The sequence below is a fragment of the Bradyrhizobium rifense genome (assembly GCF_008123425.1).
Classification (GTDB): Bacteria; Pseudomonadota; Alphaproteobacteria; order Rhizobiales; family Xanthobacteraceae; genus Bradyrhizobium; species Bradyrhizobium rifense.
In genome coordinates, this window is record NZ_VSSS01000053.1 from 1 (window position 1) to 14,028 (window position 14,028).

17 protein-coding genes are annotated in these 14,028 nt (G+C 64.6%); 2 read left to right on the forward strand and 15 right to left on the reverse strand.

Annotated elements, in window-relative coordinates:
• From FXB40_RS32525 to FXB40_RS32550, 6 genes are all read right to left on the reverse strand, one after another.
• The coding region (locus FXB40_RS32525) for a transposase (protein ID WP_148776256.1) at positions 1-151 on the reverse strand (151 nt) is incomplete at its 3' end.
• A gap of 843 nt (positions 152-994) precedes the next feature.
• Complete coding sequence (locus FXB40_RS32530; protein WP_246208104.1) at positions 995-1,387, reverse strand: hypothetical protein; 393 nt, start codon at positions 1,385-1,387, stop codon at positions 995-997.
• Positions 1,388-1,704: 317 nt separating this feature from the next.
• Entirely contained in the window at positions 1,705-2,004 is a 300-nt protein-coding gene (locus FXB40_RS32535; RefSeq protein WP_148776258.1) for a winged helix-turn-helix domain-containing protein, read from the reverse strand.
• A gap of 3 nt (positions 2,005-2,007) precedes the next feature.
• Positions 2,008-2,562 (reverse strand): Asp23/Gls24 family envelope stress response protein, encoded by a 555-nt coding sequence (locus FXB40_RS32540; protein ID WP_148776260.1) that lies wholly within the window; start codon positions 2,560-2,562, stop codon positions 2,008-2,010.
• 11 nt (positions 2,563-2,573) lie between these two features.
• Positions 2,574-3,167: an inner membrane-spanning protein YciB gene (locus FXB40_RS32545; protein WP_148776262.1), complete on the reverse strand. Its 594-nt coding sequence runs from the start codon at positions 3,165-3,167 to the stop codon at positions 2,574-2,576.
• Between the two features lie 256 nt (positions 3,168-3,423).
• Positions 3,424-4,434: an alpha/beta hydrolase gene (locus tag FXB40_RS32550; RefSeq protein WP_187437301.1), complete on the reverse strand. Its 1,011-nt coding sequence runs from the start codon at positions 4,432-4,434 to the stop codon at positions 3,424-3,426.
• Between the two features lie 118 nt (positions 4,435-4,552).
• On the opposite strand from FXB40_RS32550, the gene xseA reads away from it, so the two are divergent.
• Positions 4,553-6,193: an exodeoxyribonuclease VII large subunit gene (gene xseA / locus FXB40_RS32555; protein WP_148776264.1), complete on the forward strand. Its 1,641-nt coding sequence runs from the start codon at positions 4,553-4,555 to the stop codon at positions 6,191-6,193.
• A 131-nt stretch (positions 6,194-6,324) separates the two neighbouring features.
• Here xseA and FXB40_RS48265 read toward each other — a convergent pair whose 3' ends face one another.
• Together FXB40_RS48265 and FXB40_RS32560 are read right to left on the reverse strand one after the other, a co-directional pair.
• Positions 6,325-6,474 carry a hypothetical protein gene (locus FXB40_RS48265; RefSeq protein ID WP_187437302.1) on the reverse strand — a complete coding sequence of 50 codons (150 nt, stop codon included), beginning with the start codon at positions 6,472-6,474 and terminating at the stop codon, positions 6,325-6,327.
• A 265-nt stretch (positions 6,475-6,739) separates the two neighbouring features.
• A complete protein-coding gene (locus FXB40_RS32560; RefSeq protein ID WP_187437303.1) occupies positions 6,740-7,570 on the reverse strand; it encodes a dienelactone hydrolase family protein in 831 nt (276 codons plus the stop codon).
• Positions 7,571-7,752: 182 nt separating this feature from the next.
• On the opposite strand from FXB40_RS32560, the gene FXB40_RS32565 reads away from it, so the two are divergent.
• Complete coding sequence (locus FXB40_RS32565) at positions 7,753-7,980, forward strand: DUF2093 domain-containing protein (RefSeq protein ID WP_148776267.1); 228 nt, start codon at positions 7,753-7,755, stop codon at positions 7,978-7,980.
• Positions 7,981-7,996: 16 nt separating this feature from the next.
• On the opposite strand, the gene FXB40_RS32570 is transcribed toward FXB40_RS32565, so the two are convergent.
• The 7 genes from FXB40_RS32570 to FXB40_RS32600 all read right to left on the reverse strand — a co-directional run bounded on the left by FXB40_RS32570 (position 7,997) and on the right by FXB40_RS32600 (position 14,015).
• The gene (locus tag FXB40_RS32570; protein ID WP_148776269.1) at positions 7,997-8,296 is read right to left on the reverse strand and encodes a hypothetical protein; all 300 of its coding nucleotides are present in this window, start codon (positions 8,294-8,296) and stop codon (positions 7,997-7,999) included.
• A gap of 173 nt (positions 8,297-8,469) precedes the next feature.
• The gene (lpxK, locus tag FXB40_RS32575) at positions 8,470-9,486 is read right to left on the reverse strand and encodes a tetraacyldisaccharide 4'-kinase (RefSeq protein ID WP_148776271.1); all 1,017 of its coding nucleotides are present in this window, start codon (positions 9,484-9,486) and stop codon (positions 8,470-8,472) included.
• On the reverse strand, positions 9,479-10,837 hold the full coding sequence (locus FXB40_RS32580; RefSeq protein WP_148776273.1) for a 3-deoxy-D-manno-octulosonic acid transferase: 1,359 nt from the start codon (positions 10,835-10,837) through the stop codon (positions 9,479-9,481). The genes lpxK and FXB40_RS32580 overlap by 8 nt, the downstream gene beginning before the upstream one ends.
• Positions 10,800-11,513: a lysophospholipid acyltransferase family protein gene (locus FXB40_RS32585; RefSeq protein WP_148776275.1), complete on the reverse strand. Its 714-nt coding sequence runs from the start codon at positions 11,511-11,513 to the stop codon at positions 10,800-10,802. Before FXB40_RS32585 ends, FXB40_RS32580 begins: the two co-directional genes overlap by 38 nt.
• Entirely contained in the window at positions 11,510-11,755 is a 246-nt protein-coding gene (locus FXB40_RS32590) for a DUF4170 domain-containing protein (RefSeq protein ID WP_148776277.1), read from the reverse strand. Before FXB40_RS32590 ends, FXB40_RS32585 begins: the two co-directional genes overlap by 4 nt.
• Before the next feature lie 57 nt (positions 11,756-11,812).
• Positions 11,813-12,625: an inositol monophosphatase family protein gene (locus FXB40_RS32595; RefSeq protein ID WP_148776279.1), complete on the reverse strand. Its 813-nt coding sequence runs from the start codon at positions 12,623-12,625 to the stop codon at positions 11,813-11,815.
• Positions 12,612-14,015 carry a TldD/PmbA family protein gene (locus FXB40_RS32600; protein ID WP_148776283.1) on the reverse strand — a complete coding sequence of 468 codons (1,404 nt, stop codon included), beginning with the start codon at positions 14,013-14,015 and terminating at the stop codon, positions 12,612-12,614. The genes FXB40_RS32595 and FXB40_RS32600 overlap by 14 nt, the downstream gene beginning before the upstream one ends.
• Between the last annotated feature and the right edge of the window lie 13 nt (positions 14,016-14,028).

A 14,028-nucleotide genomic window follows, 5' to 3' on the forward strand; every position in this document is an offset into this window, starting at 1 on the left:
AGATGTGTATAAGAGACAGGTCATGGAGACTCTTGCGGGAGATTCCAAGCTCGCGGGCTACAGGGAGGACGCCTTCGCCCCGCTCAACCCGCTTGATCGCCTTCAATTTGTAAGCCGTCGGAAACTGACGCTTCTTTGCTCGTCCTGCCACAGGTCATCCTCGGAATGCCTGTCACTGTAATTATCGTGTCTCACTTCAGGGGTGCAGTCCAGCACTGTCACCGTAATACCGACCTGTGGCGACGTTGCAGGAGATCATTGCGGGGAAGCAGGTCTAGGTCGCACCGTCATTCCGGGGCGTCGCGAAGCGACGAGCCCGGAATCCATTCATCCACCGACGCTGTGCTTGATGGATTCCGGGCTCGCGCTACGCGCGCCCCAGAATGACGGGGAAAGAGGTCCCAGCCCCCTGAGTTCGAAAGCGCCTTCGCGCAACCCTGCGGTACCGCATCGTGACAACCTCACTGTCACCGAAAATATCGTGTCTCACTTAAGGGGTGCAGTCCAGTGCACTAATTTCCAGGGCCAGCGCAGTTGATACCATTTGGTGCACTGTCACCGTAATTCGGTGATCAGTCGGATGACGGCCGCGACTACGGAGAACGGGGTAGAGAAGCGATGGGTTTCGCAAAGGCTCAACCCATCCTACGAGCTACCAGCTAAACGTCGCTACGCGCTTTCCTGACTAGCGATAACAACGATTTCATATGGGCTCCGCAAAATCCCCCTAAGGCCAATGGGCCGATCACCCTAATATCCCAAAATTCTCGCCCACCCGACGAAGCTTGGAAAGCGAGCCAATAGAGCGCAAGCGGGAAGAGCGCACTCAAGGTCACTCGAATGACATATCTCTTTATCCAAAGGAAAAGGACCGCGGAGACAACACTGAAGCAAAAATTTTCCATTACGACGACGACGGACATATTGGTTTCCCCTTATCGAGCACTTTTAATGCACCCAGAATTCCGGTGACGCTGTCACCGCAATCCCCGGATCAGTCATTCGCGCCGACATCCGTAAAAAGGAACCCTGCCGGCGTCTTGGTGAAGACGAAGATGAGGTCGCCGCAGAAGACGAAGTAATTATCATTATTTTCTTGGTCGCGATCGTAGACGGCCTTGCCGCGCTGGATACACGCGCGATTTTTCGCCGTGAACGAGGTCGGATAGGTCTTGGCGCGGAATTGCGCGGCGTCGCGAATTGCTTTGTCGTTCATGAACGGCAATCGCGTCATGCTGGCGACGGCGGCGGAATCGTTTGTCCTCAGCACCGCGCGAAACTTCTCGATGAAGCCATCGAACTCCTTCTGCAAGGCGGGAGAAGCGACAGCTTGCTTCGGCGCCTGGGCGACGGCTGGAGCAAGGTTCACGAGAGCGGTTACGAGCATAATTCTCGGCAAAAATCTCACGGGTCGGCTCCGTCCATCGACCAATCAAGGTCTTTCGACCGAAAGGTTTCCATGGTGATCTGTTGCGTCAAGGACTTTCTGGCTCGCCGGCGCCGCGTTAACCCCAATGGTGACAGTTGCACCAAATTCCAAAGCCCAAGCATCATCGTTTAGTGCGCTGTCACCGTAATCGGTTCAAGTGGGAGCAGGACTCGCCGAGAGAACCCCTCACCCAAATGAGCCCGTGTTGGCCAGCGGAGTTGCCCTCTCCCGCAAGGGGCGAGGGCACAACAATCAGCAGCGCGATGATAGCGGAGCTACACCTGCCTCCCCGCAATAATCTCCTGCAACGTCGCCACGTGCCGCGCGAAAGCGCCGCGGCCCGCCGCTGTTGCGGTTACCGTGGTCTGCGGCTTCTTGCCGACGAAGGCCTTGTCGACCGAGACGTAGCCGGCCTTGGCCAGGGTCTCGATATGCGCGCCGAGATTGCCGTCGGTGGCGCCGGTCAATTTCTTCAGCCTGGAGAATTCCAGGCCTGCGGCCCCCGGCAGCGAATTCAGCGCGGCCATGATCTTGAGCCGCAGCGGCTGGTGGATGATGTCGTCGAGCTCCGCCATCGACTAGCTCCGCCGCATCCAGAGGCCGCCGACGATCAGGCCGCCGCCGTTGACGACCGCCATCCACGGCAGAAAGGTGTCGCCGGTCACGAAGAAATAGCCGACCAGCGTGAGCACGGTGATCGCCGCCGCGATCACGATGAAGGCGCGGCCGAACCACAGGCCCGCAAGCGCGTAGAACAGCATGAAATAGATCGTCCAGAACGCGCCCTGCTGGCGCGGCGTGAAATGGCCGAGCACCAGCGAACAGAAGAACCCGAACGCGATGAACATCAGGAAGGCGATCAGCATGCGGGCGTCGAAGCTGCGAACGCCGCTCGAGGATCGATTGGACCCGCTGATCGCGAAGGAGCCGGCGATGCCGAGGATGTAAACCGCGATCCAGAAATAGTAGCCCTGGTGCGGCCAGAGCCAGGTGGCGAAGTTGGCGGCGAACACCAGTCCACCCCACAGGATCATCATCTGGCTGGCAAGGTCGTAGACCCGCGATTGCCGGACGCGATGGACCATGTCGTCGATATCGGCGAGCGCCTCGGCTGCCTGCTTGCTGTCGATCATGTCGGCCTCCATCAACCCGGCATCGGCGCAGCATCGCGCGGGCGGTCGCCGGCAAGACGTCGCTTACGCGCAACACCAATGGTGCGCATGGCCGTGTAGCCGATCAGGAACATCAAGACCTTGCTGACGATGCCATAGACCGACATGGTCATCGACCAGGTCCCGACGTCGACATTGAGCGCCACGATCACGTTCAGTGCCGCGGAGAAGAACATCAGGCCCGACCAGGCATAGCCGACAATGACGGCGATATCCGGCACCAGCTCGATCGCAATCGGCGGCAGATAGCGATTCATCCACCCCCGCTTCAGCATCACAACGCCGACGATGATGTAGATGACGCTCGGCTTGATCATCATGAATCGCGGATCGTTGGTGAGCAGCGTGACGGTGCCGGCGCCGAGCACCAGAAACAGGCTCATCCATTGCATGGTGTCGATTGGCTTGCGGCGCGCGAATTGCCAGCCGATCTGGGCCATGCCCAACACCATGCCGAGCACGACCGACAGGGTCACGTTGTGGGTCAGCAGGTAAAGTACAAGAAAGAACAGCGTCGCCGCCATGTCGAGAAGCAGCAGTTTTCCGGCTTCGAACAGGTTCTTCATGGCTGTCTCCACGGCTTGCCAGCAACAGCAGGGCAATCGCACATGACGACATGGCTACGCCCGAGCAAGCGCCTCGTCCTTCGAGACGACCGCTTCGCGGTCTCCTCAGGATGAGGCTCAGCTATAGCAGCACCCGGTGAAGCGACTGCCGCAAACTCCGCCCTCATCCTGAGGGCCCGCCGCAGGCGGGCGTCTCGAAGGATGGCCGCGGGTAAGCCGCTCCCATATGCGATTGCCCTGCCACCAACGGGTTGCATCATGATTGCCCGCTCCCGCGCGTGGCCACGTCCTCGGCGATTGCGTTGACCGCCTTCGGATTGGTAACCATGCCCATGTGGTTGACGCCCTCGATCACCTTGACGTCGACGGACGGTTTGATGGCCTGCACGGTCTCGGCGTATTTGTCGGAGATCATCATCTCGTCCTCGGCACCGCCGAAGATCGTCATCGGATGCGTCACCGCCGGCAGATCGAGGCGATAGCCGTGCGTGGCGAAGTTGCGCATCAGGCGGTCGGAATAGGTCGGGGTCAGAATCCGTTCCGAATTCGCAGGCACCGCGAAGGCGAGCACCGGCAGCTGCGCGCAGCAGTCGATGCCGAGCTTGCGAAGTGCTGCGAGCCCAAGGAAGCGCGGAATGTCGGCATTGGCCCAGCCGCCGGAGTGCGGCTTGTTGGTCGGCGCGTCATAGCCGAGATAGGGCGCGACCAGCACGGTACGGACGAACAGATCCTGCATGATCGGCGTGGCGGCGACGCGGAGCGAGAAGCCGCCGCCCGCGGAATGGCCGACCAGAGTGAGCGGCAGGTCCGGTGCGCTCTTGCGGACATGGGCGACGAAGTCGACCAGATCATCCTCGAGCTGGCCGACATAGCCGATGTCGCCGCGGGTGCCTGAAGCCCCGTGGCCACGCGCGTCCAACGCCCAGGTCTCGACGCCGTGTGCGGCAATCGCCGCGGTCAGGGCGTGATTGACCGTGCCGGAGGAGCCGGACGAGCCGTGGATGAAGATCGCACCGCGATCAGTGGCTGTCCCTTTCGGCGCGTAGTGCCGGAAGCCGAGCCAGGTGCCGTCGCGGGCCTGAAAACGCTCCAGCGGCGGCAAATTGGACCAGTCGATGCCCCTGGCGGACTCCGAGACAGAGCGCATCTCCGCGGGCCGCTCCAACGGCGTCGCGATCAAGGCGGTGAAGATCAGCGCCACTGCGCCGAGCGCGCAGAGACCCCATTTCAGCAAGCCCAGGGCACCTCGCAGCAACCGGATCGCCATGGCCGAACTCCCTGACTAGAACATCAATAGAGAACTCTATATAACAGAGTACTCTTGCGATCAAGAGCCGGATTCGCGCTTGCCGGCGAAAATCCTTAACGTCGAGATCGACCCCAAAATGCCGAATCGTTTGCCGATGCCGCCTGCGGAACCCCTGCTCAATACGCCCGAATTCACCGTTTCCGAGCTCTCGCAGTCCCTGAAGCGGACCGTAGAGGACACCTATGGCCATGTCCGGGTCCGGGGCGAGATCTCCGGGTTCCGCGGCGCTCATTCGTCCGGCCATTGCTATTTCGCGCTCAAGGACGAGAGCGCCAAGATCGAGGCGGTGATCTGGAAGGGCGTGCACGGCCGGATGCGCTTCAAGCCGCAGGAGGGGCTCGAGGTCATCGCCACCGGCAAGCTCACGACCTATCCGGGCTCCTCCAAATATCAGATCGTCATCGAGGCGCTGGAGCCGGCCGGCATCGGCGCGCTGATGGCGCTGATGGAAGAGCGCAAGAAGAAGCTCGCCGCCGAGGGCCTGTTCGACGAATCGCGAAAACAACTGCTGCCGTGGCTGCCGGAGGTGATCGGCGTGGTGACCTCGCCGACCGGCGCGGTGATCCGCGACATCCTGCACCGGCTCGAGGACCGCTTCCCCCGTCACGTGCTGGTATGGCCGGTGAAAGTTCAGGGCGAAGGCTCGGCCGAGCAGGTCGCAGCCGCGATCCGCGGCTTCAACGCGCTGCCGGAGGGCGGCAAGATTCCGCGGCCCGATGTTCTCATCGTCGCGCGCGGCGGTGGCTCGCTGGAGGATCTCTGGTCGTTCAACGAGGAGATCGTGGTTCGCGCAGCGGCCGAGAGCATGATCCCGCTGATCTCCGCGGTCGGCCACGAGACCGACATCACGCTGATCGATTTCGTCGCCGACAAGCGCGCGCCGACGCCGACGGCCGCGGCCGAAATGGCCGTGCCGGTGCGCAGCGACTTGTTCGTCGAGGTCGCCGATCTCGCGCGGCGCACGCGCGCCTATTGGCAGCGTGCCCATGAGAGCCGGCGCAACGAATTGCGTGCCGCTGCGCGCGCGCTGCCTGCTGCGGGCGATCTGCTCGCGATTCCGCGGCAGCGGCTGGATTCAGCCGGCGCATCGCTGCCGCGCGGATTGAAGGCCAACACGCATGCGCATTTCCGCAGGTTTACGGCGGCGAGCGCAAAGCTGACGCTGCGGGTGCTGCACGGCCAGATTTCGCAGGCCGATCACCGGCTCACCGTGTGCGGCGAACGGCTCGGCCTGTCCGCGCGCTCGCTGCTGCGGCGGCGGCGCGATCGCTTTGCCGGACTCGAAGTGCGCCTGCGCGCCTCAAAACTCTCCAACGCGCAGGCCCAGCGCAACGCGATTGCCCGCCAGCGCGAGCGCACGCACCGCCTCGCCGAGCGCGCCAACCGCGCGCTTGTCACCTTGCTGCAGCGGTTCGATGCCCGCGTCGAGAACAGCGGCAAGCTGCTCTCCGCCCTGTCCTATCGCGGCGTGCTCGCCCGCGGCTTTGCGCTGGTGCGTGATGAGGCCGGGCACCCGCTGCATTCGGCCGACAGCGTCGGGCCGAATGCGCGGATCGCGATCGAGTTCGCGGATGGACGCGTGGGCGCGACGGCGGATACCGATCGGCCGGCGCCTGTGGCCAAACGCGCGCCTGCGCAGCCGAGGGCGGCCGCGCAAGACGCCAAGCCTGCGCCGAAGCGCGTGGGCAAGCCGGTGGATCAGGGCAGTTTGTTCTAGAGGCAGCCGAGCTCTCTCATCCCGTCATTTCGAGCGCAGCGAAGCAATCCAGAGTCCCTCCGCGGAAAGATTCTGGATTGCTTCGCTGCGCTCGCAATGACGGCGTGGAGGCGGTGCGTAGTCCCACCCACCTACTGGCAGGATAATCCCGCGTCCATCGTGGTCCAGAAGCCGCAATGGTCCGGCGAGAGCTGCGGTGCGCCGGCGTGGGCTTCGAACAGCAAGACCGCGACGGTGAAGACGACCAGTGCGAACGAGAAGATGACGAAGCGATTGCGCATGAGAGATGCGTTTAGCCGACATCATGGTCGAACTATGGCACCGACATCGGCTGAAACCGGTGTGATGCGCGAGCCGTAGTTTTTCGGTCGGCCATTATCCGTGCAGGGCGGTGGTCGATGCGGGGCTGTCCGCCTCACCTTGTTCCTCGGGCGGCCCCGCTTTGAGACGTGTAGCCCGGATGGAGCGAAGCGTAATCCGGGATCGTGCCACGCGTTGAGACCTTCCCGGATTTCGCTGCGCTCCATCCGGGCTACGACACCGTCATTATCGCGCCAGCCACTCCGCGACTTCCTTCTGCGACGCCGCGCGCGCTTCCGAATCGGTGCCGAGATGGCCGTGCTCGGGCACGGCGGCATCGGTGCTGCTGGCAGCCGCGTGCAGCGGCGTGTTGGCGCGGTCGAAATCGTGATAGGCGCCGGGATAGACCACGATGCGCGCGAGCGCGCTGCGGCCGTGCGCGCCATCCACCATCTGGCGGCAGGCCGGCGGCGACGAGACGTCGTCATTGGCACCGATCAGCACCAGCGTCGGCACCCGCGTGCTCCAGCCGAGACCGGCGGAGATGCGGCAATCCGGATAGAACGCGATCGCGGCGCGGAAATCCGGTCCCGCATCGCGCGCCACGCTCTGCGGACGCACCGCCCAGAGCAGCGCGCTGGCGCCGTTGGCCCAGCCGATCAGGCTGACACGGTCGCGCGCGACCCAGCTCTGCTTCATCAGCCAGGCGCGCGATGCTGCGATGTCGGTGACGCGCTCGCGCCGCGCCTTGACGTGCATCTCCTTGACGCGGCATTGCGGCCCGAGCTCGCGCGAGCCGTAGCTGTCCGGCAGCAGCACCGCATTGCCGGCCTTGAGCAGACGCTCGGCCCAGTCGCGATAGCGCGGCTGCACGGAATCGGAATGGCTGCCGAGGCCGCCGCAGCCGTGCAGCGCGATCACGGTCGGAAACGGCCCCTCGCCCTCGGGCTTGAACAGTTGCGCATGCAGGACGCCGGAGGACAGCGGAATCTCGACCTGCGCAGGTGCAGGCGCCGGCGCGGCATGCGCGGCCGACATCAACAGCGTCAGGAACAGGGCGGTCAGTCGAAGGCGCATCGAACTCTGTCGCAGGAGGTGCCGCACGGGCTCAAGCACTATCATGCGCAAACGGCGGCAAAACATCACAAACCGGTGGGTTTAACGGGCGGACAAGCCACCCTATCTATGCTAAATCCAGTCCAACACATCGTGCCCTGCAAGGTTCTCCAAACAGGGCCCTTCCACGGAGACTTTCGACCGTGCTGAACAAGTTCGGCCCCTCGGGCCATGGCGAAGCGCAGGTGCAATATCTCGACGGCGATTTCCGCGTGATCTCGCCGGGGACTTTCGTGCGCTGCGCCATCACCGACACGCGGATCCCGCTCGACGAACTGAAATACTGGAGCGTGGATCTGCAGGAAGCCTACGCCACGCCCACGGCCGTGCTGCAGCGGCATTTTCCCAACGCGCCGAAGCCGCAACCGTGAGGCCTCGCCCGCGCGGCTATTCCTGCTCGGGACCATCCGTGCCCACGCAAGTCTTGATCGCACTCTTGCGCGCTTCGCCGACCACCTTCTGATCGATCGCCTGCTTAAGGCAATCGAGCCGCGCCTGCGCCATGCAGAGCTGCATCTGGTCGCGCTTGTCCTGCCCCTTCAGATTCTGCGTCGTGCCGAGACACGTCACGCGCTTGGTCGCGGGAACCGGCACCGTGGCGGTCGGAGCCGGCGTCGTTTGTGCAAACACAGGCGCAACAATCAGACACACAAGGGTGGTGGCTAGGGCCGCGAAGGGCAGTTTCATCGCATTCTCCAGGATCGTCTGAGATCGATAGAGGTATTGCGATGAATGTCGGCTGAATGGCGAGATGCAGGTGGGCAAAGCGCAGCGTGCCCACCACCTCACTCCGGACGCGAACATGGATGGTGGGCACGCTGCGCTTTGCCCACCCTACGAGATCGTCGTTTGCGGAGATTTCAGCGGCTTGAAAAACGCCGCTCGCGGGCCTTGTAGAGATGATCGCTGATCAGTTGCTTGAGCTTAACCGGATCGCCGAACTCGAGCTGCACCGCGAACGGCACGATGCCGTCGGGCACGCCGTCGCGGCCGCGCAGGCGTGCGAGATCTTTTTCCGTCGTTACCAGGATGAGCTGCTCGCGCCGGGCATCGGCTGCGAGCGCCAAGAGCTCGTCTCGCGAAAACATGTGGTGATCGGCGAAGGGGCGCGTGCGCGCGACCTCGATGCCGCAGGCTGCCAAGCTGCGGAAGAAGCGCTCGGGATCGCCGATGCCGGCGAAGGCGAAAACGGGCTTGCCGAAGAGTTGCGCGACCGCGGCCGCGTCCGGCTTCAGGCGCGCGCGCAGCACCGGCTTGCCGCGCGCGGAAATCTCCGCCGCGACATCGTCCGCGGCATGGCCGTCGCCGATCAGCACCAGTGCGTCGGTGCGCGAAAGCTGCCCCTTCAGCGGCGCGCGCAGGGGACCTGCCGGAAACACCTTGCCGTTGCCGAGGCCACGCTCGCTGTCGATCACGATCAGCGAGGCGTCCTTCAACAGAACCGGGTTCTGGAAACCGTCGTCCATCAGGATCACGGTGGCGCCTTGCGACTTCGCCAGCGCCACGCCGTCGAGGCGGTCGCGTGCGACGGCGACGGGGACGTCGCGTACCATCATCAGCGGCTCGTCGCCGATATCGGCGGCGGTGTGACGTTCGCGATCGACCATGACCGGGCCGTGCAAGCGTCCGCCATAGCCGCGGCTGAGCACCACCGGTGTCTCGCCGAGCTCGCGCAGCAGCTTCGTCAGCGCCAATACGGTCGGCGTCTTGCCGGCGCCGCCGACATGGTAATTGCCGACGCAGAGCACGGGGATGCCGGCGTCAAACCCCTTGCGCGCCATGCGGCGTGCGGTGATGGCGCCATAGAGCGCGCCCAATGGGCTGAGGAGATGCGACTTCGGGGAACGCGGCCGGTACCAGAAGGCCGGCTCACGCATTGGCGGCTCCCATCTCGATCCGCAACTGCATCAGATACGGCTCGAGCGCCGTCATGGTGCGATCGAGCGCGCCGCCGAGTTCCTCGACCACGCCTGTGCCTGCGCGATGCATCCTGTCGCGCACGGTCGGCTCAGCCAGCAACAGGCCGAGCTGCTTGACCAGCGCCTCCTGTGTGTCGGCCTGGCGTGCACCGCCGCGTTCGTCGAGCGCCGCATAGACGTCGGCGAAATTGAAGACGTTCGGGCCATGGACGATCGCAGCGCCGAGCTTGATCGCCTCGATCGGATTCTGGCCGCCATGGCGGATCAGCGATCCGCCCATGAACACGATTGGCGAAAGACGATAGAACAGGCCGAGCTCACCCATGGTGTCGGCGACATAAACGTCGGTGGTGGCCGAGAGCTGCTCGTCGCGCGAGCGCAAGGCCGGCTTCAGGCCCGACGCCGTGATCAGGCCTGCGATCGACGAGCCGCGATCGGGATGCCGCGGCACGATCACGGTCAGAAGCTGCGGGAAGAAGCCGACGAGGTTGCGATGCGCAGCGACCAGCATTTCGTCCTCGCCCGGATGGGTCGAGGCCGCGACGATGATCGGCCGCCCGCGCGTCATCGCCATCAGCCGTTCGAGCTTTGCGGGATCGGCCGGCGGCGCCGGCACGTCGAGCTTGAGATTGCCCGTGGTGACGACGTCGCGGCTGCCGAGCGCGGAGAAGCGTTCGGCGTCGGTCTTCGATTGCGCCAGGCAGATGTCGAAGCGCGACAGCAGCGCCGAGATAGTGCCGTGCATCCGCCGCCAGCGCGGGAACGAGCGCGGCGACATCCGCCCGTTGATCAGCACCATCGGCACCCGGCGCGCAGCGCCGGCCAGAATCAGGTTGGGCCAGAGATCTGATTCGATGAACAGCGCCAGCGACGGCTTCCAATGGTCGAGGAAGCGCGCGACATAGCGTGGGGAATCATACGGCACGTATTGATGGATGACGTCGGGCGGAAAGCGCTTTGCGACGACCGCGGCCGAGGTGACCGTGCCCGAGGTGAGCAGGATGCGCAAATTGAGGTCGCGCAAGCGCTCGATCAGGGCGGCCGCGGCCAACACCTCGCCGACGCTGGCGCCGTGGATCCAGACCAGCGGGCCGTGCGGGCGGACGTCCTGGGACAGCCCCCGCCGTTCGCCGACGCGCTCCGGGTCTTCCTTGCCCTGCTTCAGCCGCCGCTTGATCAGCGCAGGCGCCAGCGGCAGCAGGCCCGTGGCCAGGCGCTGATACATCCGCAGTGTCATCGGCAGGGACTTGGGCAGCGCATGGGGCAGCGAACTAGCCATCTGCAGGCCCCGGGCGGCCGAGTTGCGCATAGGCGCGACGGGTGGCTTCGTTCAGCGTGTCTTCCAGTTCCTGCCGCAGCGTTTCCATGGTGGCGGCATCGGCATCCGGCGGCACGTGGATTTCCTTGATGCCGACCAGAGCGCCCCGCCCGAACGGCAGGTTGATGGTGGTGCGGTCCCAGTTCTTGAGCCGGATGAAGCGGCTGGTCGCCATTGCGAAAGGCATGATCGGCCGCCCCGATTCCCGTGCCAGCATGATGATGCCGAGGCCGGCCACGCGCGAGCGCTTGGGGACATCGGCGGTCAGCGCGACATTACAGCCGTCCTGCAGCGTGTACACCATTTCCCTGAAGGCGCCGACGCCGCCTTTGCGGTGGAACGCGCCGCCGTGATCCCCGGAACCCCGGATCAGGCCGATGCCGAGCCGCTCGACGGCGATCGCATTGAACTCGCCGTCGCGATGCCGGGAGATCAGGACCTTGGCCCGGTAGGACTCCTTGGTCTTGATGAACGGGGTGAGGAAATGCTGGCCGTGCCAGAATGCGAAGATCGCCGGGATCTGCGGCTCGACGATGTCATAGACGTCGGCCGGATCGAACGTGAATGTGTTGGTCCGCCAGACCAGACGCAGATATTCGGCCGCCAGGACCCCGACGGCACGCTGAAACCAGCTGCTTCGCAGCGTATTGCGAAGCAGTTTTTTCAACGCGCCTTCGTTTCTTGGGTAGGGTCGAGCAGCCGGTGGAGATGGACGATGAAATAGCGCATCTGCGCATTGTCGACCGTGCTCTGCGCCTTGGCGCGCCAGGCGACGTGGGCGGATGCGTAGTTCGGATAGAGGCCGACGACCTCGACGTCATCCAGGTTCTTGAAGGTGTTGTGCTCGAGATCGAGCAGCTCACCACCGATGACGAGATGGAGCAGTTGTTGCGGGGCACTATCTGACATGGGTTCTCCTAACGGGCTGCCCGGCAAAGCAGTGTTCGAAAAGCATAACGGACGTGCTCAGGGCAAGGGACGATTTCGAAAATGCGCGACAATGCTCGCATGACGATCGCGTCCCGCTGCCACCAGCACCCCGTGCGTCACTTCCCGACGATTATAGAGGATGGGATCTCCGGAGAGGTCGCTCATCCTACCATCCGCTTCCTGCACGATCAAATCGGCCGCCGCAAGGTCCCAATCATGACTATTGCCGCCCGCAAAAGCCGCATCCAGCCCGCCATTGGCGACCCGGCAGAGCCGAAGCGCCAGCGAACCGATTCGCGGATGCAGCTTGATGTCGCCGCCGCCTGTCTTGAGTCGCTCGACCATCGGCTTCGGGCCGGCGACCCGGGCGAAGTCGAGCGCGGTCCCGCCCGTCGCCCGGACCGGCTTGCCGTTGAGCGTTGTGCCCTGGCCGCGGACGGCGAAAAAGAACTCGTCGCTAACAGGCGCGAACACCGCGGCCAGCACCGGTGACGCGCCCTCGACCAGCGCGACGCTGACGCACCATTCGTCATGGCCGTTGAGGTAATTGCGGGTGCCGTCGATGGGATCGACGATCCAGGTCAGACGCCGCGACAGCCGCGTGGCATCGTCGGCGCTCTCCTCCGACAGCCAGCCATAGTCCGGCGTGGCGCCGCGCAGGCGCGCTTCCAAGAGGTCGTTGACGGCGATGTCGGCTTCCGAGACCGGCGAGGATGCGCCCTTGGTCCACTTCTTCAGTTCGGTGCGGAACATCGACTGCGCGAGGCTCCCCGCTTCCCGCACCGTGTCTTGCAGCAGCGCCGCGTCGCGCGTCAGAAAGTTTGCGTCGAGACTGTCAGCGTCCGCCAAGCGTCAGTCCTTCGATGCGCACCGTCGGCGCATTGATGCCGTAGCGGAACTCGAGATTGTTGGCCGGCTGCATCGACTTGAATATCTCGAACAGATGGCCCGCGATCGTCACCTCGCTGACGGGATAGGTGAGCTCGCCGTTCTCGATCCAGAAGCCGGAGGCACCGCGGCTGTAGTCGCCGGTGACGCCGTTGACGCCGGAGCCGATCAGGTCGGTGATGTAGAAGCCCTGCTTGATGTCGGCGATCAGCTCAGCGGGCGTCGGCGTGCCGGGTTCAAGATGCAGATTGTAAGGCCCAGGCGACGGCGAGGACGACACGCCGCGATGGGCGTGGCCGGTGGTGGTGAGCCCGAGCTCGCGCGCGGTGGCGCAGTCGAGCAGCCAGGTCGTCAGCACGCCCTCGTCGATCAGCGCGGTCTTCTTCACAGCGACGCCCTCGGCGTCAAACGTCTGCGAGCGCAGGCCGCGCTTGCGCAGGGGATCGTCGATGATGCGGATGTTTTTCGAGAACAGCTGCTGGCCGAGCTTGTCCTTGAGGAAGCTGGTCTTGCGCGCGATCGAGGCGCCGTTGATAGCGCCGACGACGTGACCCACCAGCGAGCCCGCGACGCGCGGATCGAACACGACCGGCACCTTGCAGGTCTCGACCTTGCGCGGATTGTAGCGCGCCACGGTGCGCTCGCCGGCGGAGCGGCCGACCACCTCAGGCGACAACAGATCGGCACCATGCGGCGCCGAGGTGAAGTCGTAGTCGCGCTCCATGGAGGTCCCTTCGCCGACGATCGCGGTCGCCGAGATGCCCTGGCTCGAGCGCAGGTAAGAGCCGTGGAAGCCGGTCGAGGTGACGAGCACCATGCCGCCCATGCCGGCAGAGGCCGAGGCGCCGCCGGATTTAGACACGCCCTTCACGGCAAGCGCGGCGGCTTCGGCCTCCAACGCTCGGCGTTCGAGCTCTGATGTCGCAGGCACATCGGGATCGAGCAGGTCGAGATCGGGAAAGTCGCGCGCGAGCAGCGCGGGATCGGCGAGCCCGACATATTTGTCTGACGGCGCGACCCTGGCCATCGCGACCGCGCGTTCCGCAAGCTTGGTCACGGCATCGCCGCTGGCGTCATTGGTCGAAACGACGGCCTGGCGCTGGCCGACCAGAACGCGCAAGCCGACATCGTCGCCCTCGGACCGCTCGGATTCCTCGACGCGGCCGTCGCGCACCTCGACGCCTTGCGAGATGCCGCGCACCGCGACCGCATCGGCCGCATCCGCGCCGGCGCGCTTCGCCGCCTCGACCAGACGCTGCGCGAGATCGGACAGCGCGGACTGATCGAACAGGTCGCGATTGGACTTTGAAGAGCCCTGGGGCGAAAGCGTCGAGCTTGGTGAAGGGTTCACAAACGAAATCCTG